The sequence below is a fragment of the Paenibacillus sp. JNUCC32 genome (assembly GCF_014863545.1).
Classification (GTDB): domain Bacteria; phylum Bacillota; class Bacilli; order Paenibacillales; family Paenibacillaceae; genus Paenibacillus_AQ; species Paenibacillus_AQ lautus_A.
On the sequence record NZ_CP062260.1, the window covers coordinates 2,755,691 to 2,778,031 of the forward strand.

Below are 22,341 nucleotides of genomic sequence, written 5' to 3' on the forward strand. Positions count from 1 at the left end.
AGTGACGGAATGGCAGCAAGCTTAAACAATTCATCCAAAACGCAAGGCGTATCCATTATTACCTGTACGAATCGCCCTAATTATATTAAAAACTTGTTCCATAATTTCGCTAGACAATCCCATGCCAAGAAAGAGCTCATTATCGTCGTCAACGATAGTACAATCGCCCTCTCTCCTTACCAGCAAATAGCCAACAAGCATCGAAACATACAAATCTACCGCATGCCGGAGCATGTCACTTTGGGTGCGTGCCTAAATTACGCCGTAAGCAAAACGAAATACGGCATCGTTGCCAAATTCGATGATGACGACTACTACGCCCCCCACTATTTGTCGGACAGCCTGAAGTCGTTAAGAAGATCGAACGCCGATATTATAGGGAAACGTGCACATTATATGTATTTACAAGGCTCCAAAACTCTAATTCTACGCTTTCCTAACGATGAAAATCGAACCGTAACCATGCTGCCGGGGGCTACGCTCATATTTAAGAAGCACGTCTTTAACAAAGTACGCTTTCCGAATCAAAGCGTCGGTGAAGACGATCTTTTTTGCACAAGAAGTAAAAGAAAGGGCTTCAAAGTCTATTCCGGCAGCAAGTATCATTTTACGGCAGTGCGGCGGAAAAATTCATCCGGTCATACATGGATCATTAGCGATCAGGAACTCATGGCCAAGCACCCTAAAGTTCCGAATGTGCGAGATTTCAAAAAATTCGTACAGCGGACGACCGGAGGCGGTCGAGCATGACGCACCGGTCATCATCCCCATCACAGCATGCCGTATCGATCATCACCTGCACCAAAAGACCGGAATGCCTGCACAATCTGTTGGAGAATTACGCCAGACAGAATTACAGGAACAAAGAGTTAATCGTCATCTTAAATCATGGCAGTCTCAAGCTGCCGGAATATCAAATGGCAGCCAAGTCATATCGCAACGTCAGAATATATAGCAAACCGGAACGATTATCACTCGGCAGCTGCCTTAATTATGGAGTCAAGGTCTCCAAACACGGCCTCATTGCTAAATTTGACGATGATGACTATTACGCACCTGATTATTTGAACGAAAGCGTCCGTCTCATGATCAAGACTCGCGCTGATATTGTAGGAAAGAGAGCGCACTTCATGCAGCTTGCCGGACAAAAAGCTCTTCTGCACCGTTACCCTAACATGGCCAATCAATGGGTTCGCCTTGTTCAAGGGGCGACCATGCTGGTTAAACGGCATGTATTCGATCAAGTAGCGTTCCCGAATCAAAATCGCAGCGAGTGCGTCCAATTTTGTGCTGATTGTATAGCTCGTAACTATAGAATATACTCGGGCAGTCCGTATCATTTCTTAGCGAATCGAAGACGCAACTCCACCAATCACACCTGGATCGTCAGTGACAAGAATCTATTGACTCAACATGTTAAAAAGCTGAACGTAGACAATGCAAAGAAATTCGTGAGCAGAGGCTAAGCGCTGCATGAATCTAAATGTTCCGTATATCGTAATGAATGCACCGGCGACCCGAGCATTTCCACAGAAACGGCGAGCTCGAGTATGGCGTGTAGTTTGTTTAACTGAATCAGAAGAACGGTTAAGAGCCACTCCATTGGAGCGGCTCTCATTCATGCCTAGCGAATCGAACGTCTCATTTCAAATAAACGCCATAATCCAAGATGACATTCCCCTGCTCATCCGGCATCATGAAACGGACTGGATGATAACGTTCAAAGAACCACGGGTTCTCATCCAAGCTCCAGCCTTGTTCGGCGATTTTCGCCATGCATCGTTTATGAGGCTCCATACCGAACAGCTCCCCGTTATCCTTGCCATATAACCAACATATACCCGCAGCGCCTTCTTCCAGATCCGCATGGTCAAATCCTTCCGGCACTTCGATATGCTTCGGGAAAAGCATACCGATCCAATATTCAAACTGAATCCCGTTCATTCGCATAAGACCATAAGAAGCACCCTCCGATTCCGGCAAACAACCAAGCTGCCCGATCTTTTCGAACCAGCCATTGGCGAACCATTCTTCCCACTGGTCCGCGAAGCTTCCTGCCGCATTTCGATGCTCGTCCGTATACCGTTTGCCGATCAAGCGCGCGGACGGGATCTGTACTTTATACACACTGGTAATTTCTGCAGCCATTTTCTTAACCTCCTGGGTTCATCTTTTTGAAATATTACTTAATCAAATTCTCGTCAACGCAAGGGAATCCTGCAAGGGAGCAGCCCGGTTTCAACTTTTGGCTTGGATTATGATAGTTGAGAACAGCGGTGTGAAATTGTTCAAATCGGAAGAGAACGGGTATGTAAGTTGTATTGTGTTGGAAGCATGTTTTCATTACGAAACTAGAAATTTTTAATATTGGATTTTGAAATGTTGATTATCCGGGAGGCGATCATTATGGAAAAGATCAAACCGATTCCGAAGGAAGAGGGACTTGATCATAGCTTGAATGTGCTGCGAGAAGGCTATTTGTTCATCACGAACCGAACCATCGGCTTTCAATCCGACATATTCGAAACCCGTCTATTGGGGGAACGTGCCATCTGCATGCGCGGAGAAGAAGCGGCCAGGCTGTTCTATGACCGGGATAAGTTTGTGCGAAGCGGCGCAGCCCCGAAGCGCGTGCTGAAAACCCTGTTCGGCGAAGACGGGGTGCAGACGCTGGATGGCGAAGAACACCATCATCGCAAAGCCATGTTTATGTCCTTGATGTCCAGGGAAGCTCTTCATAACATGAGAGCAATCACCCGCAAACATTGGGAGTTTGCCGTAAGCCGGTGGGAATCCAAGGATAGCGTCAAGATTTATGAGGAGGCCCAGGAAATTCTCTGCCGTGTGGCTTGTGAGTGGGCGGCCGTGCCGCTTCCCGAAGCTGAAGCAGAGGAGAAAACGGGCTGGCTTGCTGCCATGATCGAGGCTACAGCGGCTTTTGGCATCAAGCATATGAAGGGAAGAAACGCCAGAACGAAGGCGGAAAAATGGATTCAGGGGCTCGTTGTCGACGTACGCAGCGGAAAAGCGGATCCGCCGCAGGGCAGCACGCTGCACACGATGTCTTGGCATCGCGATCTTCGCGGCGAACTTCTGGATAAAGAAACCGCAGCGGTAGAAATCATTAACATTCTCCGCCCGATCGTCGCCGTTGCCATTTACGTAAGCTTTACCGCCTTAGCTGTCATTCAGCAGGAGCATGAGCGCGAGAAATTGATGACGTCCGACGAGAAACGGCTCACGCATTTTGTCCAGGAGGTCCGGAGATTCTACCCATTCTTCCCCTTTGCCCCAGCGCGTGCACGAAAGGACTTTACCTGGAACGGATATGCATTCGATAAAGGCGTGCTGACGATCCTTGATTTATACGGAACGAACCATCATCCCGGCCTATGGGATCAGCCGGAGCTGTTCAAGCCGGATCGCTTCGAACATTGGAACGGAAGTCCCTTTAACTTCATCCCTCAAGGCGGCGGAGATCATCATACGGGACACCGCTGTGCCGGGGAATGGATTACGCTTGAGATCATGAAGGAGAGTCTGGACTTTCTGGCTAACCGGATGAGTTATGAAGTGCCCGTGCAGGACGTAAGCTTCGGCTTTCATGAGATGCCGTCTCTTCCTCACAGCCGGATCGTCATTCGAAAAGTAAAGGCCCTACATTAGGATGCGATGAATCCAAGGGCGCTTCCGAAATCGCATGTGGGATCCATAACCCACATGGCTGCCTGGGAGAGAAAATTAAAGCTTGTACATTGCGCCGTCTGCATGTCACAATACACTAGAGACTGTCAGCATGAACCTATTCATCTAGTCGTTCGCTAACACGTTCTCGGCTGCCCCTGCATTATAGCGCGGCGGCCGTACAATCAACCTATTTTGAATGGGAGGACCGCAATCATGAAAACGATGAAACTAGGAAGCAGTTCACTGGAAGTACCTGTTGTAGCCGTTGGTTGCATGCGCATAAATTCGCTGGAAAAAGCCGAAGCCGAACGTTTCGTGCAATCCGCACTGGAGGAAGGAGCCAACTTCTTCGACCATGCCGACATTTATGGCGGCGGAGCTTGCGAGGAGATTTTTGCAGATGCGATACATATGAATGCGGAAGTCCGCGAGAAGATCATTCTTCAATCCAAATGCGGTATCCGTCAGGGCATGTTCGATTTCTCCAAAGAGCATATCTTGAATTCCGTCGACGGCATCCTCAAAAGACTTCGTACCGAATATCTCGACGTTCTCCTGCTCCACCGTCCGGATGCTTTGGTTGAGCCTGAAGAGGTGGCTGAAGCATTCGATCAGCTCGAGAGCTCGGGGAAAGTGCGTCATTTCGGCGTATCCAACCAGAATCCGATGCAGATCCAGCTGTTGAAAAAAGCGGTGAAGCAGCCGCTCGTAGCCAACCAGCTGCAGCTTAGCATCACGAATACCACCATGATTCAAAGCGGAATCAACGTGAATATGGAGAACGACGCCGCGGTTAACCGCGATGGCAGCGTTCTTGATTTCTGCAGACTGCACGACATTACGATACAGCCTTGGTCGCCTTTCCAATACGGGTTCTTCGAAGGCGTATTCCTTGGAAGCGACAAGTTCCCTGAGCTTAACCAGAAGATCGATGAAATCGCTGAAAAATATAACGTTACCAATACGACGATTGCCATTGCTTGGCTTCTTCGCCACCCTGCACAAATGCAGCCCATCATCGGAACGATGAATATCAACCGTTTGAAGGACTGCATCAAAGCAGGCGATGTCACGTTGACTCGCGAGGAATGGTACGCCATTTACCGCGCGGCCGGCAACATCCTTCCTTAAGCCATAACTGAAAACGGCCTCCCATCGACTTCGATGGGAGGCCGTTTCATTATTATGGCTGGGGAGAAGATGACAACGATAAGGGTCCTTTTGCACAATTTTCCAAGGATGGACGACCTCCTGAACCTTACAGTTGTGCAATGCTCCGCCCCGCCTGCCTTCCCGTAAACAGGCAGCCGCCCAAAAACGTTCCCTCCAATGCACGGTAACCATGAACGCCCCCACCACCAAAGCCGGCCGCTTCTCCGACCGCGTAGAGCCCGGGAACCGGTTCGCCGAATGCACTCAGCACCCTCCCCGAGAGATCCGTTTGAAGCCCGCCCAGTGTTTTTCGGCTAAGAATATGCAGGCGCACCGCAATCAATGGACCATGGGCCGGATCAAGAAATTTATGCGGCTTGGCTACGCGCACCAAACGATCGCCTATATAATTCCTTGCTCCCCGGAGCGCCGTGATCTGCAGATCCTTGGTAAAAGCCTGGTCCATCTCGCGGTCTCTTGCGGCAAGCTGACGCTTCAAATCGTCCAGCTTGACCAGATCGCTGCCTGCAAGCTTATTCATGCCGTCCACAAGCTCGGGCAGTGAATCGGCGACAACAAAATCCTCGCCGTGATCCAGAAATGCCTGCACAGGGCCAGGAATGCCCGAGCCAACTCTTCCCAGCACTTTACGGATGCTCTTTCCGGTCAAATCCGGGTTTTGTTCCGAGCCGGACAGGGCAAATTCCTTCTCAATGACCTTTCTGGTCAGAAGAAACCAGGAATAGTCAAAGCCCGTATCCTGAATGGCTTTCAGGGTTCCCAGCGTATCGAAGCCCGGGAAATTCGGAGCAGGAAGCCGTTGCCCCTTGGCATCAAGCCATACTGACGATGGACCCGGCAGTATCCGGATGCCGTGCTTGGACCATACCGGGTCCCAGTTCTTAATCCCTTCCGTGTAGTGCCACATCCGGTCTCGATTGACGACCCGCCCGCCGGCTTGCTCCGTTATTCCCAGCATCCGTCCGTCCACATGCGCGGGAACGCCGGAGAGCATCGCTCGTGGAGGCTTACCTAACCGGGACGGCCAATGCTGATTGATCAGCTCATGGTTGGCGCCGATGCCTCCGCTGGAGACAACCACAGCCTCCGCATAATATTCATAGTCGCCAACGACCTCGCGGGAGCTTTCTTCGCCCCGGCCGGCCGAACTCGGTGCAAGTACCGAGCCCCTTACTCCGATGACAGCATTCTCGCGCGTAATCAGCTCATCGACTTGGTGACGCGGACGATAATCAACTACGCCGGAACGGATGGCGTCTCTGACCCTGGACTCAAATGGCTGTACGACACCTGGCCCTGTTCCCCACACAATATGAAAACGCGGAACGGAATTGCCGTGGCCCTCGGCGAGATATCCCCCGCGTTCCGCCCAGCCAACGACTGGGAAGAACCGAATTCCTAACGAATGCAGCCATGCCCGCTTCTCGCCGGCGGCAAAGTCGACATAAGCCTCGGCCCATTTCCGCCCCCACAAATCCTCGTCCTCCTCCCGATCGAAACCAGCGGCTCCAAGCCAATCCTGCCATGCCAGTTCACGGGAATCCCGGATCCCCAGTCTTCTCTGCTCGGGCGAATCGACAAGGAATAAACCGCCAAAAGACCACCATGCCTGCCCGCCAATAGAGCTTTCCGGTTCCTGGTCAAGCAGCAGCACCCGCTTGCCGGCCTCGGCCATTTCGGCGGTAGCTACGAGACCCGATAAGCCGGCTCCTACCACGATGACGTCATATTTCATCCGTCTCCCCCGTTCTTTCCCTTTTCTAAAACAAGTAATGTCAACTTCACTCCAGCTTGATCGTTACAGATGGCGTTAACATGATATTCTTTGCGGTGTAAGCGTTTTCCTCTCGCGACGGCATAAAATCGGCTATTCTCAAATGCCGGGTCCGTATTATTGTATGCCTACCCATCCCCGCTAACATGTTCCACAGCAAAATAAAGTGAACCCCAAATCAAGAAGGGTTCACTCCATGGTTAAAAGTATCTTCGTATCGTTCTAGCGTAATTGTAGGCTGCGCAACTCCTCATGTCTGCACAAGGGTTAACCGGTCTTCTCCTGCGCCTCCGCCGCCAGTTTCAGGAGCTGCTCTCTGACCCGCACCACTTCTCCAATGATCAGCAGGGCCGGATTTTTCACGTTCATCCGATGAGAAATCCTGTAGATGGTTCCGAGCGTACCCGTGAAGATTCTCTCTTCTGCCCAGGTTCCCTGCTCGACGATGGCAGCGGGAGTCCACGGCGGCTTGCCATGAGCGATCATCTCTTTACAGATGCCATCCATTCTGCTGACACCCATGTACACCACAAGCGTATCCACGCTGTGCGCCAGCAAGTCCCACCTCACGCTCTGCTCATTACCATGGCAGCTCGTTCCGCTGACAAAAGCAACCGAGGTACTGGCTCCGCGGTGAGTCAGAGGAATTCCTGCGGACGAGGAAGCACCCACAGCCGAGGTAACGCCTGGCACGAATTCGAAGGGAATGCCGCGTGCAGCCAATTCGCAAGCTTCCTCTCCCCCTCGACCGAAGATCAGCGGGTCGCCTCCCTTGAGTCTGACGACATGATGACCATCAAGGGCAAAGGCCACCATGTTCTCGTTGATCCTTTCCTGCGGAAGAGAATGGCGTCCGGGTGCCTTGCCGCAGTATACAAGCAAAGCATCCTTCTTCGCGTAGCTCAACAGCTCATCGTTCACCAACCGATCGTACATGATGACGTCCGCTTCCTGGATACGCCGGAGGGCTTTCAGCGTAATCAGCTCCGGGTCTCCCGGACCTGCGCCAACGATATACACCATGCCCGGCCTCATCGTCTGATCTCGACGGAAACTGCCGTCGCCTCCATTATTCCGAGGCCTGAATAGCCGGTCGCCATCCGCGCAACCCCGCGTCTCTTGCCGAATCCATATTGGGCAAAGTACAGCATCGCCCCGGTAAATACCGATCCGCCGATAAAGCTACCTATAAGCACGGGGATTTGATTCCAGAGCCACCCCTTCTTCTGCAGAACGGTTAACGGTAAGAGCGCAAAGCTTCCGGTGACCAACTCTAAGCCCAGCACTACAATGATGACAAAGCCAACCGGAAATAGGAGCGCGCCCGCCATCGGGATATTCGTTTGGGTCGAAGCCGTAAATGCTAGCGTGGTGGCGCATGCCAGGATAGCGCCGGACAGTATGCCGCGAATAAGCATCTGCGAAGTCTTCAGCCGCGCCTTCGCGGCCCCAGCCTCGATCATGTCATGCATCACCTGATCCGGTTTCACGTAATCCATGTCGGTCTACTCCTTCTAATGAAATCAATCCTTAACATTTATGACAGCCTCAAACATGACAGCGGAATATGACTGACAATGCGTTAAGCTGTACGATCCAGCAAGTAAATCGCGCCGCTTGCCGGATCCACTTCTATCTGATAAGTGTTTACATGACCCGTGTCCGGCTCTTGAACCTGTCCGCTGCACAGATCGATTTTCCAATCATGCAGTGGACAGTGCACTTGCTTCCCGCACACCATACCTTCCGAAAGCTTGCCTCCTTTATGCGGGCACTTGTTTTCGACGGCCAGAATATTCCCGTCCGACAAGCGGAACAGCGCAATTTCCGTTCCCCCGATTTCAATGGTTCTTGATCCCTTAGGATCGATTTCGTTCACGTATCCTACATGCAGTTTCGCCATATTGGTTCTCCCCCTATTTCGTCACAGCTTCGGCGTCAGGCAAAGGCACGAAATTTTTACGAAGCCCGCTGTCTGACGTAATCTCCTTCCACGGATCCTTTTGCTTGCTTAAAGCCAGCTTTATTCTGGAAACAAGAGCGGCGCGGTCCTCTTTCTTCTCCAATGCTTTTTTCACATGGTCCAGGCCCACTCGCTCGATCCAAACCGACGTCCGTTCATTCCATTGTGCGTTTTCGCGGTAATATTGGATAAAGGCTCCGGCCCATTCGACTACCTCGTCTTCGGTCTTTACGACGCATAACAATTCCGTGGCCCGGACATGAACGCCTCCATTGCCGCCGACGTGCAATTCCCAGCCGCCATCAATTGCCACAACGCCAAAATCCTTAATGGTGGCTTCCGCGCAGTTCCGAGGACATCCGGAAACCGCCAGTTTCACTTTGGCCGGGGTGCTCAGCCGCTCAAATTCTTTCTCCAAACGCACGCCCATACCTATGGAGTCCTGCGTGCCGAATCTGCAAAACGTGGACCCTACGCAAGTTTTAACCGTACGGAGGGCTTTACCGTAGGCATAACCGGAAGGCATATCCAGCTCCTCCCACATCCTCGGCAGATCCTCCTTCTTGACGCCGAGCAGATCGATCCGCTGTCCGCCCGTAATCTTGACCATCGGCACATCGAATTTTTCTGCAATCTCGGCGATTTTCTTTAGCTCCGAAGGCGACGTCACCCCACCGTATATCCGAGGCACCACGGAATACGTGCCGTCCTTCTGAATGTTGGCATGGTACCGCTCGTTCGTGAAACGGGATTCCTTCTCGTCCACGTAGGATTCCGGAAACAGCATGCCGAGATAGTAGTTCAACGATGGACGGCACTTGGAGCACCCCTCCGGATTGTCCCATCCCAGCACATTCATCACTTCTTTCACGGTACCCAGTCCAAGACGGGTGATCTCGGTGATAATTTCATCTCTCCCCAGCGAAGTACATCCGCATATCCCTTCTTTTACCGGCTCCCCGGCAGCATCCCCGGCGTATAATTGAACGAGTCCCTCGACAAGAGGTTTGCAGCCGCCGCAGGATCCCGAAGCTTTGGTACAAGCTTTAACGGATGCGACGGTATTGCAGTTCTTCGTAAGAATGGCATCTTTGATCGCTTCTTTCGATACGCCGTTACAGCCGCAAATGATCTCATCATCCGCCAGCTGAGCCAGCCGCTGCTCCGGTGATACAACGCCTGCATTAGGCGCGAAGCCTAACAGAAGCTCTTTCTCTCTGCCCCTGATGGATTCCCCGCTCTTCATGAGCGAAAACAGCTTCGGTCCATCCCCCGTATCGCCGAACATAACAGCCCCGATGAGCCGGTCTTCGCGGACGACGATTTTTTTGTATACCCCTTCGACCTCGTCTTGATATCGCATGGATCTGGTTCCTTCCGGGTCTGCAAAATGACCTGCGGAGAATACATCCACGCCGGATACCTTTAATTTCGTTGACGTGACGGAACCGGCATATCCACTCGTCTCCACACCTGCCAGATGCTTGGCGAGTACCGCTCCTTGTTCGTATAGCGGGGCTACAAGACCATAAGCGATGCCCCGATGCTCCGCGCATTCGCCCACCGCATAGACGTCGGGGACGTTCGTCTCCATATAGTCGTTAACGACGATCCCGCGATTAACCTCGATCCCGGAGGACTGTGCCAAAGAGACGTTTGGCTTGATCCCGACGGCCATCACGATCAGATCGGTCTCGACGCTGCTCCCGTCCGTAAAATGGAGCGCCCTCACCCGCTTCCGACCCGAGATCGATTCCGAATTTTTATTCAGCAAAAACGTCATTCCTTGTGTTTCGAGTTCACGCTGCAGCATTTTGGCTGCCGTCTCGTCCAATTGCCGTTCCATTAAATAGGGATTCAGGTGAACCACGGATACATCCATGCCCAGATGCAGAAGACCTCGAGCGGCCTCCAGGCCCAAGAGGCCTCCCCCGATGACCACCGCTTTCTTATATTGCTGCGACGTCTTCACCATCGTTTCGCAATCCTGGATGTCCCTAAAGGCGATCACGCCTTCCTTGTCGGCACCCGGCAAAGGCAGCATAAACGGATTGGAGCCGGTCGCAATAATCAAAGCATCATATGGAGCGACAGCTCCTTGTTCGGAGAATACTTTGCGATGCAGCGTGTCGATCCGGTTCACCGTATGTCCTGCATGCAATTGGATCCGGTTCTCCTTGTACCAATCCCAGTCATTAATCATGATTTCCTTCAGATCGGTTCCGCCTGCGAGGACGGATGACAGCATGATCCGATTGTAGTTCGGATGAGGCTCCGCTCCGAATATCGTAATCTCATACGCTTCGGGCGCAAGCTTGATTAAATGCTCGATAGCCCGCACTCCTGCCATGCCATTCCCAATCATTACTAACTTCTTTTTTGTCATGGTTCGCTCTCCCTCCGTCTAACACCTTCGATATACTCATCCATCAACAAATCTTAAAAAACCAAAATAGCCTGCATTCGATCCAGTAGAGTTGGCACACTCTTACCGGGAACGAAAACAGGCTTCTTTGCCGCTAATGGGATACAACGTTGTATCCGGGAAGTATAAAGTTCTTGAGGGAAATATACACTACGCATTTGAGTTCTGTCAACATATTTGACACGAAATTAAGAAAATTAATTAATTATCGACATCCGCTTGTGATTTATGTTATATAAATTAACATAGTTTCTGTTTTGTGCTAAAGCTTTACCTCTGACAGGATTTCATTTATGAAGGGAGCGTCAATCCATGCGTTCATTGCTGGTTATCCACCATCCGGTCCCTGCTTCAGAGCGAAGTGACACAGCTGCCAAGGCGCTTCTTCCGGAATTTATCCTTCGTTCATACGGCTATAAGATCCACCTTGCTCGCAATGAGAAGCAAGCGTTGGCCGGAATCATGGAGGCTGACGGAACGGTTCTCCATCTTCCGGTCTCCTCGATCAAGCCATGGTGCAGTACCCTTGAACAACAAAAGCGCGTGCCGGTTCTGTGGTGGTGCAGCGATCATGCCGCTTCGCAATCTCTCGAAGCATGTGAAGATGATGTTACAATTGATGGACTTTTATTTCCCTCCATGAAGGAGCACGAGCTGCATTGGACGCTTCATTTTAGTTCAAAGCATTTTTACGAACGTCAACAGTGGCATGACGAAAAAACGCAGCTCCTAGCCCGCATTGAAGAACGAAAATGGATTGATATGGCCAAAGGCATTTTATGCGAAATGAAACAAATTTCGGAATCCGAAGCTTACGATGTCCTGCGCAAACAGGCGATGAATGAAAGAAAAAGAATGGTGGACGTCGCCACCTCGATCGTTAAGCTGTATCAATTGCTGCAAGAGACCGGTTCAGGAGGTGCCAAAAAATCATGATCCACTTATTGAAAGAAGTCGGCCGCGGCAAACGCGGCGCTCGGGACCTGACTTACGAGGAAGCGCTTCTGGCTGCAGCATCGATACTAGGTGCACAGGCTACTCCTGCGCAGATCGGCGCCTTTTTCATCGCTGAACGCATCAAGATGGAAAGCGTGGAAGAATTGGAAGCCTTCGTGAAGGTCAGTCGTGAATATGCGGACCGTTCGTTTCTACATGCGGGTATCGACTGCGCAGGTCCTTATGACGGCAGAAAGTCATCTTTTTTCTCGACGCTAGCCACTGCTTTTGTCCTCGCGGCTGCCGATCTCCCTGTTACGCTGCACGGGACTGCATCCCTCCCTCCAAAGTGGGGGATTACCTTGTCCGATATACTCGCGGCGAAAGGAATAACCGGACCGGCATTGGCAAAAGACTCATGCATCCGGGCGGCCAAACGGACGGGCGTATTATATGTAGATGCGGAAGAATGGTGCCCTCCGCTTAAGCACCTTCGCCCGATTCGCGAGGAACTGGGGATGCGGACCGTACTCAACACGGCGGAAAAGTTTGTCGATTATTCCCATTCCCCTTATTTAACCTTCGGCGTATACCATAATACGGTTTTTGACCGGTTAAGCCGACTGATCATGAAACTCGATTACCGTAAAGCGATCATTATTCAAGGCAGTGAAGGCTCCGATGAATTATTCATTCACCGGCCAACGCGGACATACCGGATCGAGAACGGCAAGGCCAGCCTGCAGATCATCGATCCCGAGGCGTACGGACTAGATGTGCCGGTTCCGGACATCGGCTGGACTCCTTCCGAACAAGCTGACGCTACGGCGGAGGTTCTGCTGGGCAAAGGGGACCTCGGATTTATCTACCAGGTGCTGCTGAATGGTGCGGTACGTTTACAGTTGGCGGACAAAGTCAGCTCCGTCGAAGAAGGAATATATACCTGCAAAGCATTGCTGGACTCAGGGAAACCGTGGGAGTTATATAGCAAATGGTTGTCCTTGCTCATAGAATCCGATGTGGTCTCGCCAATGGGAAGGCATGCCTCGCAATGAACGGAAGAAACCCGCACCGAGTAAACGGTGCGGGTTTTTGTCCATAACCTATTAAACTCCAAATCCGAATCCGAAAGCAGACAAGATGATGACCAAGAGAATAAAGAGAACCAGCACCGCTCCAACCGATCCGTATCCTCCGCCATTGTAACCGGCAACTTCACCCATGGTTCTAACCTCCTTTATTTTCGGAACACAATATCCTATGCTTGTTATATGAAAGAGTTTAGACTTTAGAGCAAAAAATAAAAACATGGGTTATTGCATCGACCGGATCTAATGCAGAGCTTCTATTTTTGAGCAAGCATATTTTGGGCATAGCGAAGAATATCAGACTTGACGTCTTCCGCCCAAATGCTGTAACGAATCTGTTGCTCCTCATCCACCCAATCCAGGTGATCCCTTCCCTTCGAGTCGGCGGTGTAGACACATTCGACACCGTTAATGACGATGGTTTCCTTTGATTCGTTCGGTTTCTCCTGCGGTACGGGCGTTCCGCCTATCGGCTGTTCGGGAACGATATCACTCGCTACGACTTGAAGCTTTACTTTGCCTTTTTCATAGTTCAGAATCGCGGCGGATGCTTCATTTACCTTCATGATCTCGGAATACACGAACTTCTCGCCGTTTCCAGCCCTCCCCTTCAATTCCTTGTCCAGCTTCTTGTACAAGCTCGACGTTCTTTCAGGACTCTTTAAGTATACAACCGCGTTCTTGAAAGTGTAACCTTTCGGCAAGGCTGCAGGCTTGGTCAGGGACGGTGCACTCATTGCCTTCGACTTCGCCAAATAATCCGTATACTTAGTGAAAGCAAAGCCCTTGGATGCGAAGTAGATTTGATCTGTCCGGTTAAATTCCTGATCGGCAGCATAGTAGGCAATCATCTGACCTGGCTTAAGCCTGTCGACCAAGTCCGTGATTTGATCGTCATATGAAACGATTCCCTTCTCCGGTTTGGCAGATATCGTCTTCGATATCGATGCGCTTTCGGTACTGGCTGCGTATGCGTTGACGGATCCGACCATCATCGTGGCTGCGAGAAATAATGCGACTTTCATCTTGTTTTTTATCATGTTACCATTCGTGCTCCTTTCGGCGGCAAAGCCTTTTGAGTTTTATTAACATCTCATATAACACCTTGCCGTCATCAAAAGGGACATTTTGTAAAAAATCGGATGCCTTTACGGAATAAGCCCTGCCGCAATCTTCGCAAACTCATCCTTGGACAACGGATCCTTTGGGTCATCCGTAATTATATACAGCACCTCTTCATTGTCGCTTAGCCAAGTCAAGCTGCGCGAAGGGCTGGATGGACTGGCTGACAGAATCATTTCTTTCCCTTTCACCTTTATTTTTACGGCTTGGTTTGTGGGCACCCCGGCCTTGGAGCCCTTCTCTCGGGCATAAGCTACCATCTTGATCCGATTTTCGCCTTTACGATATTCCATTCCTGTAGATGCAATCTTGAACCAAGGAACAATCTTATAGAACAGTCCCCGTTCTTCATCCGACTTCTCTGCCTGCTCTTTGAGTTCGTTCAGAAGAGTTTCATACTCCGGTGTGCCCCATACGGGATTGTTCCTAATCTGAATCTGTCCATAATCATAACGATACCCTTTCGGTACATATTCAGGCTCTTGAAGCACGGGAGCGCCTTTTTCCTCGATTTCTTTTGCGAGTTCCTGATAATTTGAATGCTTAGTCAACATATAAAAATAATTCAGAGGTTGTTCTTTGACGAGTGGCGTCATGTGCAGGTCCTTGATATAAAATACCGCCTGTTCTCCCGGCTTTAACCTCTTTCTCAGCTCTTCTTCCGTCTCTTTCACACGTTTGGCGTTATATTCCGATTCGGAATATTTCCATGGCTTTATGGTAGACAGAATGACTTCGCCTTCCTTGTTCTTGATCTGTATCAAATAATGACTGGCGTAAACACTAAGCGACGAAAGAATCAAAATCGCAGTAAGCATTGCAATCATTAAGGTTTTCTTCCGATTGCCGTCATTTCTTCCGTGTTTCTTCCGGTGAATTCGTCGCACCTTTTGCATGATGGCGGGAGTCACGTCTACTTCTTCATCCACGGAGTGGATTTCCATGCTTCTCAGAATTCGATCTTGCTCCGGCTGTCCCGAATCTCGCATAACCCCGCCCCCTCCTTCTCCTGGATCAGTTGGATGACTTTCTGTTTCATTCGAGCATATTTTTTCTTCACCGCGCTTAGATTCTTATCCAGAATCTGCGCAATCTCCGTAAATGGTTTATCTTCGAAAACCCGCAACACAAGCAGATTTCGCTCCTCTGCCGAGAGCTTGGTCATGGCATATTCCAACGGTTCGCTAAACCACTTGCGCTCCAGCGTCTCTTCCACGCTATCAGCATAACCCGCCGGTTTGATCAGTCGGCTTACTCGCATGCGAACCCGTCGCTTACGAAGAATATTGAGACAATGATGATATCCAATCTTGTATAACCATGATGAGAATGAAACTTTGGCTTCATAGGTATAAAGCTTGGTAAACGCTTTGATGAAGATATCCTGGACGGCATCCTGCGCATCCTGCTTGCAGCCGAGCATTCGGCAGCAATATAGGTAAATCTGTTTTTTGTACGTTTCGACGATAGGCTCGAAACAATCCACCTCTCCGGCCTTAACACGTCTCACGTACTCCTCGATCGAATCCAATTCGAAGACGCACCTCCGTGTAAATCTTATTTACGTCTGTATAACCCCTCATCTTCCAAAAAAGGGACACCCGAAAACATAAATAAAAAAACAACTCATACCTCAAGTATGAATTGTTTTTCCGCCATGTCGATCACTTCTTTTGTTTAGAAGACATATATGTGTGTCGGACTTTACACCCGCGATGATACAAACTGAAAGATCAGCATCTCTTTATCGTCCCTCGTTGCAACAAATTCCTGCATGGGAGAGGGCGAAACATTATTGTGCATCGTCTTTCTCCAGAATGCCTGAGCCCGCTTATTGCGATCGGTGGCATTCGTCTGGACTTCCCAGCTGCCGGCATGCTTCCTGAACACTTGCGATGCAGCATTCTCAGCAACATGTTTACCCCGGAAGGGTTTCATAACAAAAAACTCATTCATGTAAAATTCACTGCCAAAAGTGTATGGCGGGGTTGCGACGAGGGCGAACCCTGCCGGAATACCTTCCACTCGAATCAGATAGGGAAACAAAACCGAGGGCTTCTCCCACCATATATCAAAAACTTGATTCTGGTCATATAAGGTTCTAGTATCGTCATCCTCAAAGACGCCGTATCGATTCGGCTTCCACTCCCATATCTCCGATAAATCATGCAAATATAGCGGATATAGATTGTTAATCATAAATTTGGCGGAAGCGTCGGTTAACTCCACGGTAACTTTCATATAATTTCCTCCATCCTAGACATATTCCAAACGCTTGAAATACTGCATTTTGCTATCTATAAAACCTTCATCAAAGTCGGCAATGCCCACAAATTCCGAATCGCGAAAACATAGACCAAAGAGCCAAAGCTGCCGAACGGCAACGAATACAGGGACGGCAGCAAGATCATTTTCGCTGAGAGATCTGACGCTACAATACCCTCTCAGAAAGGCGTCCCACAATCTTTCCACTTCCTCCGGGTCATGTCTGCTATGTATTTCTCTGGCCAGCCTAAACTCCGCAATATCGTAAGCTCTCCAGCCGTAACCGCATAAATCAAAATCATAATGGGTCAGCTTTCCGTCCTCTGTCCATGCAGCATTCGTATTGCCGTGCAAATCTCCGTGGCACACGCCCCAATCTAAACCTTGAACCTTGAGGTCCGAAATTCGTTTCTTTAGTTCCGTTGCCATTTCACTAAGGTAGTTACAATCGGTTAACCGATGCTTCATATAGGATCTGATGATGGATAAAGGCTGATTTATAAGAAACTCCATATCCAGCCGTTCCCTTGCAAACCGACTTTCAAATTGATCCGCCGCCTTATGCATATGGCCAATGGATTCACCGAACCGGTAACTGTCCGCTGCGGCGTGAATCGGCATCTCGTGTCCTTCCGCATATTGAAATAGAACCCCGTACCGGGTTCCCTCCATGACGTTAAATCCACTAAGGTACGCGCCGTCTTTTCCCGGAATGGGCTCTGACACGCTGATCCCGTTCGCACTGAGAAACCGCAGCAATTCCAATTCAAACTCGATGTCAGGCCGGCTTCTTCGATCGGCCCTATAGATACGGAAGATATACTTATCAACATCTGTTTCTATTGCGTACGTATCGTTCATCCCCCGCAAGAAATACTGAATTTTCACAACGGAACCGATCTCATAATTGCGTTGGATATGTAACCCTACCGCTTGTTTGGACAGAAGCGAGTAAGTGACAGGAAATAAACTCAATCCAAATCCCTCCTTGCACTCAAGGGTATCATCCTAAACAAACTCTTATATATAGGCCGTATGATTATAATTAATTTTTATATAAACAGTGGCACGTCATAATGACAAATGACAATTAGATCTCATGATTTCTGACGAAGCACGCAAAAAGAAGCAGCTCGATGACTGCCTCTTTTTATTCAATAACCTGCATATCCGAACGGATGCAGACTTAATGATTTAAATCGTATAAACCAGGTGCGTGCTCGTTGGCCAGCTCCGGCATCACAGGTAACGGGAAACCCTCCGGCGGTTGAACCACTTGTAATTCTCCGCCGTTTCTGCTAGGTGTTTGACCGCTGAAAATTTCGCCGATGCGTGTGTCATCCAACCTGAAATTGAACTGAGCGTTATGGAAACCCATATCAACGTATTTCTGACATTCCGGGTATTTATGGATGTCATAATTCGGAACGGGAAATATTTTGCCCCATTCCACGCCAAGCGTCTCCAACGCTTTTGCAAAAGCATTTTGATGTGCATTATCCCGTACGATGAGGAAAGCCAGCGTTTCGCGGAAGGCCTTGTTCGTGCTCATCTCATAAATTCGTGTTTTTTGAAGCACTCCCGTAGATTCAAGTACAATATTATCGAGCAAATTACCAACCAGATTGCCGTGATCGTACACGTAATTTCCCATCCACGGGTTTCCGGCGGCGTCCACAGGCAAAGAACTTTGGGCTCCCATAATAAAATGATGCGGATTCGCATGTTGGATCGCTTCGTTCAGCGGGGCCGCGTCCATCCCGGAGTTTCCCGCTCCTTCTGCTCCAGCACCGGTAAGCAGCTGGTTGATTGTATGTTGGACCAATTCGACATGGCTGATTTCTTCCAAAAAAACACCGCGGATCAAGTCGCGGTACTGCGTTGCCTTTCCTCGAAAATTGCTGCTCTGAAAGAAAAACTGCATCATCGTCCGCATTTCGCCGAACCGGCCGCCTAACGTTTCTTGCAGGACTTTGGCAGCTGCGGGATCTGGTTTATCCGGAACGATCAGGTTGATCAGATCCTCTTTATAAAAATACATATGCATATCCTCCGCTTCTTCTAAATTGTCATGTATCAAGTTTGCCTAGGCCTCTCTTTTTCCATGCGTCTGCACCCGATACAATGATTTCCTGCAAATTCTCCTAGAACTTCAATCTGATTTTTTGAAAGAATGAAACAATGACCTCCTGTACATAATGACTCTGTTTGGATAAATATTAAAGGAGCGATTGGGATGGGTATATTAAGCGGCAACCCTAAGGATGAACCCATGCATTACGGGGAGATTTTTAGCGTTTGGGAAACCTCCATGCTGGCAAAGGGCATGGTTTCCTGCTACGAGGCTTATTTGAATCACGCGGGAGATAAAGACCTAAAAAAAATACTTCATGATCTGCTGGATCAGGCGAAACTCGAGATTAAAGAATCCGACGAGCTGCTAACCGACAACGGAATCCCGCCTGCACCGGGGCTTCCCGAAAGACCCCCTGTCAAACTTGAGGATATTCCGGCTGGCGCAAGATTCACGGATCCGGAAATCGCGGCCAAAATCGCAGCGGATACCTCGCTCGGACTGGTATCATGCAGTCAAATCATGGGACAATCGATCCGGGAGGATATCGGTGCGTTATTCGCTAAATATCATCTCACCAAGACGGCCCAAGGTGTGCGAATCCTTCAGATGAATAAAGAAAAAGGCTGGCTTATTCCGCCGCCGCTTCAAATCAAGAGACCCGAATAAAAATGGCGTTTAAACAGCAAAAACACTCTGAGCTTTATCAGCTCAGAGTGTTTTTGCTATTTCTAACTTCTTATTGCCAATTGACTGGCCTCAGACTACTAAGCCTGCTGCTTCTTGACAGGCTGATGATCACGCAGGAGCCAGATGTGAAAGAAATATTCAAAGATCCCGGCTAACACCACTATGAGTAGAATCACTGGGAATTCCAGCGTCCAGTTCGCCAATTCACTAATAAGCCACAGCATGACGAGTACCAGTCCTGCGTCCGCGATGGTTGCAACCATATTATTGGTTCTTGGCAAAATTAATAGGTCACCCACGAGATAAGACGCAACGCCTATTCCCAGCGCGGCAATCGCGGCTGATGCAAACGTGGCATTGGATAGCCCGACGATGATGGCCGTAATCATCGCGCCATGGACCAATAGCTTAACCAGTACCTTGTCCATCCTGATCACTCCTGTCATTGATTTATGTTCTCCGCTTGTATAATCTATAACCCAATTTTATCCTTTCAAACTTTCCTTTGGTGAACACAACCCCCAGCAAGCGGTCTCTCAGTCAATCAGACAGTTGGCACCTGAGTCTCTTGAAACGCTGAGCCTTGCCGATCCACAAGCCAAAGAAGCAGCGATCAACGCTGCTTCTTTTTGTTAACCTATTCCCTCACTCCAGCGAGGCTTCCATGTTCCGACTGAAGCTGTTTGGCCGACGGAGGGCTTATGGCCTGCTGCCTGCCAATGAGGAACATACCGAGAACGACCAGAATGCCTCCGCCCCACTGCTCCCATCCTGCGGGTTCTTTTAGTACCATGACAGATAACAATAGAGCCGTGAAAGGCATCATGCCGGAAAAAGCGGCAGCTGTTGAACCATGGCAGCGCTTGATGCCGGCATACCACATGATGAACGCCACGGCCGTAACGATCGGACCATACCATATCAGTGCCAGCCATTCTCGTAACCCGATGGCGGCCAAAGAATTGACAGGATCCTCGAACCCTGCGGGAATCAAGCATAATAGGAAGGCGATCGCCGAGACGAGCGTCGTTTGGACTACAGGATGCATGGCATGGTTTGGGGAAGCCGTTTGCTTCACCGAACCGATACGGGATAGCAGGTTAAAGCCGGATTCGCTTAGAGCCGCGCAGAGCACCAGCAAGTTCCCGTATATGTGCTGCACCTTGAAAGAAAGGCCGGGCGTGAGAATTCCTTGTAATACGAGGATGCCTCCTACCGTGCTGAGAATGCCTGCCAGCTTGCTGCCGCTAACCGATTCCTTCAGGAACATGAATGCCAACATCACGGTAAAAGCGGGCGTAGTCCCCGTGAGTATTCCGGCTTCTGCCGTGCTAGTATGAAGAAGGCCATGCAGTAGAAGCATCCGGAACAGAAACATACCCAAGAGCGCCTGAAAAAACAGATACCCCCATTCACCCCATGACAGCCTGCCAACCGTTCTCCTCAAATCCTTCATGCAAAAAGGAAGCATGCATAACAGAGCCAGCAATAAGCTGGCCGCCGTTATAGTAAACGTACCTAACTTTCCGTTCAACAGCCACGCCGTGATGACAGAGGTTCCTGCCAGCGTGAAAGCCCCCATTAAATAAAGCATCCCTTTCCATCGTTCCAACTTGATCACATCCCCTTGAAATCTCCAATCGATAGCCGCTAATCTATGCTACAATCATAGGAAATTAACTGGTATGATAAAAGAGCCAGTTGATCACAAATATAAGCATACCAGTCGGAGGTCGAGCCAGCATGTGGGGAATCAAATTAGATCGGAACAGCGAAGTTTCGCTCAAACGCCAAATTTATTTGGCCATAAGGGATAAGATCGTTCAAGGAAACCTGCCGTCAGGAGAAGCCGTCCCCTCTTCCCGTCAATTGGCCAGAGATCTGAACGTGTCTCGTGCCACGGTCAACGAAGCTCTGGACATGCTGAACGTCGAGGGCTATGTCGTCAGCAGACAAGGAGCGCCGACGCGCGTCGCCCCAGGCATCGTGCTGGAACCTCCGACTGACGCCGAACCGCGGACGCAGAAAGAAGGCCCTCCTGACTTTGCAGCGGATTTTCGTACGGGCCAGCCAGAACTGAGGTTATTCCCGCGGTACGCATGGCAGCAGATTTCATCGAAAACCCTTGGCGGCATGAGCTCCGCCCTGTTGGGTTATACGGGTCCCCAGGGCCTGCCGGCGCTGCGCAATGAAATCGCTTTATGGCTATATCGCAGCAAAGGACTCAGCGTGGATGCCCAGGATATATACATAACGGCAGGCGCGACGCATGCGCTCAGCATCCTTGCCGATTTGCTCTATCGGGACCGTCAGGAGATATGGTTTGAAGATCCTTGCAATATCGAGATGCTGCAGACGTTTATCAATAAAGGGTATTGCATACGTCCAGTTCCCGTGGACGAATGCGGCATGCAAACAGATCTGCTGGGCGGCAAATCAAGTGGTCCCGTGTATGTCACCCCCTCCCACCAATTTCCACTTGGCGGTATCCTGCCGGCCGATCGGCGCGCTGCCCTTATTCGTTACGCCAGAAAGAACGACAGCTATATCATTGAGGACGATTATGACAGCGAGTTCAGATATTACGGGGATTCCGTCTCGCCTTTATATGCCATGGATCCCGATAGGGTGGTCTATGTCGGCACATTCAGCAAGGTTCTATTCCCTGCGCTTCGCATCGGTTACGCGGTGGTTCCCCGTCAGCTTCAACAAAGCTGGGGCCGGTTACGTACCCATACCGATGTGCAGAATCCCCCTTTTGAACAGGCTGCTTTGGCCGAATTTTTACATACCCGGAAATTTGACAGGCATATCGGGAAAATGCGTAAGATCTACGGCGAACGCAGGCAGGTCCTCTTGTCTTCATTACATGAACACTTCGAAGATGATTGGCGTTCTTGGGGAGATTCAGCCGGTTTGCATCTTGCCGTAGAGTTTCCCGGGGCTGTCTTTGACGAGGCTTTCAGGCAGAGGATCAGGCAAGATCGAATACGCATCACGCCGCTGGATTATCACAGCATTCAAAAAGGTCTCCACGCCAACAAGCTGCTGTTTGGCTACGGCCATCTTGAGCCTGGCGAGATCCGTGACGGAATGATGCTCCTGCATGCTTATTTAAAGGATCACGGATACTTATAAAAAAGG

Annotated in this window: 23 protein-coding genes; 8 read left to right on the top strand and 15 right to left on the bottom strand. The window is 50.0% G+C overall.

Features of this window, described 5'->3' with window-relative positions:
* The first annotated feature begins 9 nt into the window (after positions 1–9).
* Both JNUCC32_RS12125 and JNUCC32_RS12130 read left to right on the top strand, forming a co-directional pair.
* Positions 10–750, top strand: coding sequence for a glycosyltransferase family 2 protein (locus JNUCC32_RS12125; RefSeq protein ID WP_192572203.1), 741 nt, complete (start codon positions 10–12; stop codon positions 748–750).
* Positions 747–1,466, top strand: coding sequence for a glycosyltransferase family 2 protein (locus JNUCC32_RS12130; RefSeq protein WP_192572204.1), 720 nt, complete (start codon positions 747–749; stop codon positions 1,464–1,466). The genes JNUCC32_RS12125 and JNUCC32_RS12130 overlap by 4 nt, the downstream gene beginning before the upstream one ends.
* A gap of 175 nt (positions 1,467–1,641) precedes the next feature.
* Here the strand turns inward: JNUCC32_RS12130 and JNUCC32_RS12135 are convergent, their stop codons facing one another.
* Positions 1,642–2,148, bottom strand: a complete 507-nt coding sequence (locus JNUCC32_RS12135) for an AraC family transcriptional regulator (protein ID WP_192572205.1) — start codon at positions 2,146–2,148, stop codon at positions 1,642–1,644.
* 258 nt (positions 2,149–2,406) lie between these two features.
* Between JNUCC32_RS12135 and JNUCC32_RS12140 the strand changes: the two genes are divergently transcribed.
* Positions 2,407–3,666 (top strand): CYP152 family fatty-acid peroxygenase CypC, encoded by a 1,260-nt coding sequence (locus tag JNUCC32_RS12140; protein WP_192572206.1) that lies wholly within the window; start codon positions 2,407–2,409, stop codon positions 3,664–3,666.
* A 234-nt stretch (positions 3,667–3,900) separates the two neighbouring features.
* Positions 3,901–4,818: an aldo/keto reductase gene (locus JNUCC32_RS12145; RefSeq protein WP_096775498.1), complete on the top strand. Its 918-nt coding sequence runs from the start codon at positions 3,901–3,903 to the stop codon at positions 4,816–4,818.
* Between the two features lie 127 nt (positions 4,819–4,945).
* Here JNUCC32_RS12145 and JNUCC32_RS12150 read toward each other — a convergent pair whose 3' ends face one another.
* The 5 genes from JNUCC32_RS12150 to nirB form a co-directional block, all read right to left on the bottom strand.
* Positions 4,946–6,595 carry an FAD-binding dehydrogenase gene (locus JNUCC32_RS12150; RefSeq protein WP_192572207.1) on the bottom strand — a complete coding sequence of 550 codons (1,650 nt, stop codon included), beginning with the start codon at positions 6,593–6,595 and terminating at the stop codon, positions 4,946–4,948.
* 306 nt (positions 6,596–6,901) lie between these two features.
* Positions 6,902–7,657 carry a uroporphyrinogen-III C-methyltransferase gene (cobA, locus tag JNUCC32_RS12155; protein WP_251494975.1) on the bottom strand — a complete coding sequence of 252 codons (756 nt, stop codon included), beginning with the start codon at positions 7,655–7,657 and terminating at the stop codon, positions 6,902–6,904.
* 8 nt (positions 7,658–7,665) lie between these two features.
* Positions 7,666–8,133 (bottom strand): formate/nitrite transporter family protein, encoded by a 468-nt coding sequence (locus tag JNUCC32_RS12160; protein WP_192572209.1) that lies wholly within the window; start codon positions 8,131–8,133, stop codon positions 7,666–7,668.
* An 83-nt stretch (positions 8,134–8,216) separates the two neighbouring features.
* On the bottom strand, positions 8,217–8,537 hold the full coding sequence (gene nirD / locus JNUCC32_RS12165) for a nitrite reductase small subunit NirD (RefSeq protein ID WP_015734883.1): 321 nt from the start codon (positions 8,535–8,537) through the stop codon (positions 8,217–8,219).
* A 13-nt stretch (positions 8,538–8,550) separates the two neighbouring features.
* Positions 8,551–10,983 carry a nitrite reductase large subunit NirB gene (nirB, locus tag JNUCC32_RS12170; RefSeq protein ID WP_192572210.1) on the bottom strand — a complete coding sequence of 811 codons (2,433 nt, stop codon included), beginning with the start codon at positions 10,981–10,983 and terminating at the stop codon, positions 8,551–8,553.
* Positions 10,984–11,334: 351 nt separating this feature from the next.
* On the opposite strand from nirB, the gene JNUCC32_RS12175 reads away from it, so the two are divergent.
* Both JNUCC32_RS12175 and JNUCC32_RS12180 read left to right on the top strand, forming a co-directional pair.
* Complete coding sequence (locus JNUCC32_RS12175; protein ID WP_015734881.1) at positions 11,335–11,958, top strand: ANTAR domain-containing response regulator; 624 nt, start codon at positions 11,335–11,337, stop codon at positions 11,956–11,958.
* Complete coding sequence (locus JNUCC32_RS12180; RefSeq protein WP_192572211.1) at positions 11,955–13,013, top strand: anthranilate phosphoribosyltransferase; 1,059 nt, start codon at positions 11,955–11,957, stop codon at positions 13,011–13,013. The genes JNUCC32_RS12175 and JNUCC32_RS12180 overlap by 4 nt, the downstream gene beginning before the upstream one ends.
* 51 nt (positions 13,014–13,064) lie before the next feature.
* Here JNUCC32_RS12180 and JNUCC32_RS12185 read toward each other — a convergent pair whose 3' ends face one another.
* The 7 genes from JNUCC32_RS12185 to JNUCC32_RS12215 form a co-directional block, all read right to left on the bottom strand.
* The gene (locus JNUCC32_RS12185; RefSeq protein WP_009593567.1) at positions 13,065–13,181 is read right to left on the bottom strand and encodes a hypothetical protein; all 117 of its coding nucleotides are present in this window, start codon (positions 13,179–13,181) and stop codon (positions 13,065–13,067) included.
* Positions 13,182–13,303: 122 nt separating this feature from the next.
* The gene (locus JNUCC32_RS12190; RefSeq protein WP_192572212.1) at positions 13,304–14,086 is read right to left on the bottom strand and encodes a hypothetical protein; all 783 of its coding nucleotides are present in this window, start codon (positions 14,084–14,086) and stop codon (positions 13,304–13,306) included.
* Between the two features lie 108 nt (positions 14,087–14,194).
* Entirely contained in the window at positions 14,195–15,157 is a 963-nt protein-coding gene (locus JNUCC32_RS12195) for a hypothetical protein (protein ID WP_228468944.1), read from the bottom strand.
* Positions 15,118–15,678: an RNA polymerase sigma factor gene (locus JNUCC32_RS12200; protein ID WP_228468945.1), complete on the bottom strand. Its 561-nt coding sequence runs from the start codon at positions 15,676–15,678 to the stop codon at positions 15,118–15,120. Before JNUCC32_RS12200 ends, JNUCC32_RS12195 begins: the two co-directional genes overlap by 40 nt.
* Before the next feature lie 194 nt (positions 15,679–15,872).
* The gene (locus tag JNUCC32_RS12205) at positions 15,873–16,409 is read right to left on the bottom strand and encodes a GNAT family N-acetyltransferase (RefSeq protein ID WP_192572214.1); all 537 of its coding nucleotides are present in this window, start codon (positions 16,407–16,409) and stop codon (positions 15,873–15,875) included.
* A 15-nt stretch (positions 16,410–16,424) separates the two neighbouring features.
* Positions 16,425–17,408: a phosphotransferase gene (locus JNUCC32_RS12210; protein ID WP_192572215.1), complete on the bottom strand. Its 984-nt coding sequence runs from the start codon at positions 17,406–17,408 to the stop codon at positions 16,425–16,427.
* A 211-nt stretch (positions 17,409–17,619) separates the two neighbouring features.
* Positions 17,620–18,474, bottom strand: a complete 855-nt coding sequence (locus JNUCC32_RS12215) for a manganese catalase family protein (protein ID WP_192572216.1) — start codon at positions 18,472–18,474, stop codon at positions 17,620–17,622.
* Positions 18,475–18,669: 195 nt separating this feature from the next.
* Here JNUCC32_RS12215 and JNUCC32_RS12220 point away from each other — a divergent pair, with 195 nt between their 5' ends.
* Positions 18,670–19,176, top strand: coding sequence for a DUF3231 family protein (locus JNUCC32_RS12220; RefSeq protein ID WP_192572217.1), 507 nt, complete (start codon positions 18,670–18,672; stop codon positions 19,174–19,176).
* A gap of 98 nt (positions 19,177–19,274) precedes the next feature.
* Here the strand turns inward: JNUCC32_RS12220 and JNUCC32_RS12225 are convergent, their stop codons facing one another.
* Entirely contained in the window at positions 19,275–19,625 is a 351-nt protein-coding gene (locus JNUCC32_RS12225; protein WP_192572218.1) for a DUF2512 family protein, read from the bottom strand.
* 209 nt (positions 19,626–19,834) lie between these two features.
* Entirely contained in the window at positions 19,835–20,818 is a 984-nt protein-coding gene (locus tag JNUCC32_RS12230) for a DMT family transporter (RefSeq protein ID WP_192572219.1), read from the bottom strand.
* A gap of 122 nt (positions 20,819–20,940) precedes the next feature.
* Here JNUCC32_RS12230 and JNUCC32_RS12235 point away from each other — a divergent pair, with 122 nt between their 5' ends.
* Positions 20,941–22,335, top strand: a complete 1,395-nt coding sequence (locus JNUCC32_RS12235; protein ID WP_192572220.1) for a MocR-like pyridoxine biosynthesis transcription factor PdxR — start codon at positions 20,941–20,943, stop codon at positions 22,333–22,335.
* Positions 22,336–22,341: the final 6 nt, after the last annotated feature.

Bases quoted from the DNA above. Each gene is read 5' to 3' on its own strand.
- JNUCC32_RS12140 (WP_192572206.1), top strand. From the start codon at position 2,407: ATGGAAAAGATCAAACCGATTCCGAAGGAAGAGGGACTTGATCATAGC.
- nirB (WP_192572210.1), bottom strand. From the start codon at position 10,983: ATGACAAAAAAGAAGTTAGTAATGATTGGGAATGGCATGGCAGGAGTG.
- JNUCC32_RS12225 (WP_192572218.1), bottom strand. From the start codon at position 19,625: ATGGACAAGGTACTGGTTAAGCTATTGGTCCATGGCGCGATGATTACG.
- cobA (WP_251494975.1), bottom strand. From the start codon at position 7,657: ATGGTGTATATCGTTGGCGCAGGTCCGGGAGACCCGGAGCTGATTACG.
- JNUCC32_RS12150 (WP_192572207.1), bottom strand. From the start codon at position 6,595: ATGAAATATGACGTCATCGTGGTAGGAGCCGGCTTATCGGGTCTCGTA.
- JNUCC32_RS12125 (WP_192572203.1), top strand. From the start codon at position 10: ATGGCAGCAAGCTTAAACAATTCATCCAAAACGCAAGGCGTATCCATT.
- JNUCC32_RS12190 (WP_192572212.1), bottom strand. From the start codon at position 14,086: ATGATAAAAAACAAGATGAAAGTCGCATTATTTCTCGCAGCCACGATG.
- JNUCC32_RS12160 (WP_192572209.1), bottom strand. From the start codon at position 8,133: ATGGATTACGTGAAACCGGATCAGGTGATGCATGACATGATCGAGGCT.
- JNUCC32_RS12130 (WP_192572204.1), top strand. From the start codon at position 747: ATGACGCACCGGTCATCATCCCCATCACAGCATGCCGTATCGATCATC.
- JNUCC32_RS12135 (WP_192572205.1), bottom strand. From the start codon at position 2,148: ATGGCTGCAGAAATTACCAGTGTGTATAAAGTACAGATCCCGTCCGCG.
- nirD (WP_015734883.1), bottom strand. From the start codon at position 8,537: ATGGCGAAACTGCATGTAGGATACGTGAACGAAATCGATCCTAAGGGA.
- JNUCC32_RS12185 (WP_009593567.1), bottom strand. From the start codon at position 13,181: ATGGGTGAAGTTGCCGGTTACAATGGCGGAGGATACGGATCGGTTGGA.
- JNUCC32_RS12215 (WP_192572216.1), bottom strand. From the start codon at position 18,474: ATGTATTTTTATAAAGAGGATCTGATCAACCTGATCGTTCCGGATAAA.
- JNUCC32_RS12220 (WP_192572217.1), top strand. From the start codon at position 18,670: ATGGGTATATTAAGCGGCAACCCTAAGGATGAACCCATGCATTACGGG.
- JNUCC32_RS12175 (WP_015734881.1), top strand. From the start codon at position 11,335: ATGCGTTCATTGCTGGTTATCCACCATCCGGTCCCTGCTTCAGAGCGA.
- JNUCC32_RS12205 (WP_192572214.1), bottom strand. From the start codon at position 16,409: ATGAAAGTTACCGTGGAGTTAACCGACGCTTCCGCCAAATTTATGATT.
- JNUCC32_RS12195 (WP_228468944.1), bottom strand. From the start codon at position 15,157: ATGCGAGATTCGGGACAGCCGGAGCAAGATCGAATTCTGAGAAGCATG.
- JNUCC32_RS12145 (WP_096775498.1), top strand. From the start codon at position 3,901: ATGAAAACGATGAAACTAGGAAGCAGTTCACTGGAAGTACCTGTTGTA.
- JNUCC32_RS12180 (WP_192572211.1), top strand. From the start codon at position 11,955: ATGATCCACTTATTGAAAGAAGTCGGCCGCGGCAAACGCGGCGCTCGG.
- JNUCC32_RS12235 (WP_192572220.1), top strand. From the start codon at position 20,941: ATGTGGGGAATCAAATTAGATCGGAACAGCGAAGTTTCGCTCAAACGC.